Annotated in this window: 4 protein-coding genes; all 4 read left to right on the top strand. The window is 52.8% G+C overall.

The window, feature by feature from the left end:
• Positions 1 to 1,222 (top strand): hypothetical protein (locus tag HMPREF9440_RS02010; RefSeq protein WP_008540989.1); only part of this gene is annotated, 1,222 nt, incomplete at its 5' end.
• The gene (gene cas1, locus HMPREF9440_RS02005; RefSeq protein ID WP_008540988.1) at positions 1,219 to 2,214 is read left to right on the top strand and encodes a CRISPR-associated endonuclease Cas1; all 996 of its coding nucleotides are present in this window, start codon (positions 1,219 to 1,221) and stop codon (positions 2,212 to 2,214) included. The genes HMPREF9440_RS02010 and cas1, both read left to right, overlap by 4 nt.
• Positions 2,215 to 2,217: 3 nt before the next feature.
• Positions 2,218 to 2,517: a CRISPR-associated endonuclease Cas2 gene (cas2, locus tag HMPREF9440_RS02000; protein ID WP_008540987.1), complete on the top strand. Its 300-nt coding sequence runs from the start codon at positions 2,218 to 2,220 to the stop codon at positions 2,515 to 2,517.
• On the top strand, positions 2,486 to 3,097 hold the full coding sequence (gene cas4 / locus HMPREF9440_RS01995; protein WP_087943798.1) for a CRISPR-associated protein Cas4: 612 nt from the start codon (positions 2,486 to 2,488) through the stop codon (positions 3,095 to 3,097). Before cas2 ends, cas4 begins: the two co-directional genes overlap by 32 nt.
• Positions 3,098 to 3,142 lie beyond the last annotated feature (45 nt).

Below are 3,142 nucleotides of genomic sequence, written 5' to 3'. Positions count from 1 at the left end.
GTCGAACCTCTTCCGTGAAGAGGTTCCTTACGGTGATCACTTCCTGCCGATCATCCAGATGAAGAATCGCATCTACATCGGTTACCAGTTACCCAAGGCTGATGGGACCGGCGGCAACGCCGTTGCCGTCCTGGGCAAAGATCCGCTTGAGCTGCTCGAAACTCTGAAGCCGTTCCTCGACCGCGAGCCGCAGGCGTTCAGCGATCACCCGGTCACCTACAAGATGATCAATGAGCGGGCGTACGAACTCCTAACGAAGTGTGCACTTACTCCCGATCAAACTACGGAACTTGAGAGGACTCAGGCGGAGGTTCTGCGCTCTCTCAACTATCAAACGAGCCGTGCCGCTGTTCTCGGCCGCTTGGTTGACGACAAGAACAAATTCGTCGCCAAGGATGCTGTTTGGAAGGAGAAGGACTTCGTCATCAGCTTCAAGCTCAGTCCGAAGAAGTCTGCGTTCAAGGCTTCCGGCCAACTGGAGCTTCCCGCGAAATCGGACTGGAAGGCACTTGTTGATTCGCCCGAACTCGCGATCAACTGGGGGCAACCCGCCGACGACACGTTCAGTCAGCGGATCGAACGGAAAGTAAGGATGAACAGTTCGCACTTGGAGCACACTCCCAAAAAGCGTGTTGTCAGCCTTCCCGTTGTCGACAAACCTTCCGGAGGTTTCCGTATCCGGAGGCACAATCTGGATGGTTCGGCCGTTTTCCAAGTTCATACCGTTGCGAACAACAAATACGGCGGATTCAGCGCGGATTCTGCGGGCAAGGTAGATTGGAGCACCCCGGTCCTGTGCGGTCACCTCCAACACGCCAACCTCGTACCCCTGGATCCTGAAACCGCTTCGGCCGAACAGCTTGTCCGCATGTCGGAGTGGCGAGTTGTCGAGACTACGTCCGACATTCGGTTGGAGGTTTGTCCCGGAACGAGCGGGCGTCGCTACGTGCGGGTGGAGCTCCCCTTCACGCTTTTGCAGGAATGGCTGACCGCCGGCAAGGTCGCTGACGTCCCGGTGAGTCCGCTTCACTTGCCCGGGTCGATCAAACTTACGGATCCCAAGACCTTCTGCGCGGAAGCTCAGAAAACGCTCTCGATCTTCGCTCAGCCGCGTGCAACCATCTTTTTCGAGCAGCTTGGAGACCGCGTTCGGTTCAGGTTTGAGGCCAGCGGCGGTCCCGCTACCATGAATGCCGCGTACAACGCGGCCGGACGGTCATGAGGCATCTGACCGTCGCGGAATACGGTTCTTTTCTCGGCATCACGGGCAATCGTTTGGTTGTCCGTGACGCCGAAGGCGGCGCTTGGGAGACGCCTCTATCGCGCTTGCGCACGATCCGCATCGCAAAAAAAGGCGTCGCCTTCTCGTCTGATCTCATCCTCTCCTGCGCTGCGCGGGGCATTCGAATCTTTTTCCTCGACTGGCGGGGCATCAGCGTTGCAACCATCTCCGGGCAGCACCAACATGCCGTTGTACGCGTACGCAAGTCGCAGTTTGAGTGTCTTCAATCCGACACCGGTCGGATCATCGCAACAGAATTCATTCGAACCAAAATCAAAAATCAGCGAGCCGTTCTCTTATATTTCAGCAAATATCTATCCAAGACAAACAACAATCACCACGCATTTTTAACCGGCATCGCCGAAATCCTCAAAGACGACATCGACGCTCTCTCAGCCCCTCCTCCATCCAATTTTGCATGGAAGGAATATGTCATGGGCATTGAGGGACATGCCGCAGCCACTTATTGGCAGGCGCTCATCCACACCAACCTTCTTCCTTCTTCGTTTTTCAAACGCGAAGGCCGAGGCTCACAGGAAATCACCAACATTTGTCTGAATTACGGCTACGCCATACTGCAGAGCTATTGTTGGTCTGCACTCGACAATGCCGGACTCGAGCTTTACGCCGGTTTTCTCCATGCCGACCGCCCCGGGAAACCCGCCCTCATTCTGGACTTCATGGAAGAATACAGACCATGGGTCGTCGACAGAATCATCATCAAAATAAGGCAAAAGGCTGAAAAATCAAAATTCTTCGACAATTCGCTCAAGAACAGCATCTCTACTGCCATTGCCGACTGTTTGAGCAAACATATGCTTCATCATGGGAAACGCATTCGCCTTGAAAACATCATGCAGCGTCAGGCTTACAAGCTCGCCGGCGCCATTATCGGAGAGAAAAAATACCGCGGCTATCGGTTTAAATGGTGAAGCATGAGTTCCACCTACACGCGCTACCTTGTCTGCTACGACATTGCGGACAATCGAAAAAGGAAGAAGTATGCGGACGCACTGAAGGACCTCGGGCTGATTCCCATTCAGAAATCCGTCTTCTACGGCGACTTGAAACCGCCAGAGAGTCGGCTTCTCTCTGAGATTACGTGGGACATGTTGGACGCTGACGAAGACAAATGCCTTTGGTTTCCCTGCCACCTTTCGCCCGATCGGATTCGAGCCTGCCTCGGACTCAGTCAATTTACGTATGATCCCCCTGACTGCAACAAGCTCATTTAGCTTTCCGGCCTCGCTGATCCGGCAATTCGTCTTTTGTCGACGAATTCCTTTCTTTATCCTCACCATGAAACTCAATCCTCCGAAATCCGGATGGGTCGAAAGAGGTAAAAAGGCTCATATCGATATTGAGCGACTCATGAAGCGCCGAGACCTTGCGAGGATCGGGCTCAGCAAACCGTACAACCTCAAACAAGAAATCTCTCTTTCGAGCGAGAAACTACATATTCACGGCATATGCGATGGATTTATTGAGACAAAGGATCCCAAGCACTTCTTTCCGTTTGAAATCAAAAGCAGCCCAACCCCACAACCCAGCAGATCCGCCGCCTTACAACTATGCGCTTACGCCATGATGCTCGAAGAGCATCTAGGGGCGCAAATCAAAACAGGCTTCATCCTTTGCGGGATCAAAACCAAAGTCTACCCTATTCAACTCAACGAGCAAATCAGAGAAGAAACCATCTCCTGCATCAACAGAATCATTGAGGACTGCGATTTATCCATCGTCCCTGACTCAGACGCAAACGAAGGCAAATGCTCACAATGCGAATTTCTTAATTTCTGTGCGGACAGGCTTTGATGCGCAAATTTATTTCTAAGGAACCTCTTCACGGAAGAGGTTCGA

This window comes from Sutterella parvirubra YIT 11816 (genome assembly GCF_000250875.1).
GTDB lineage: Bacteria > Pseudomonadota > Gammaproteobacteria > Burkholderiales > Burkholderiaceae_F > Sutterella > Sutterella parvirubra.
This window is presented reverse-complemented; position numbering and strand designations above follow the sequence as displayed.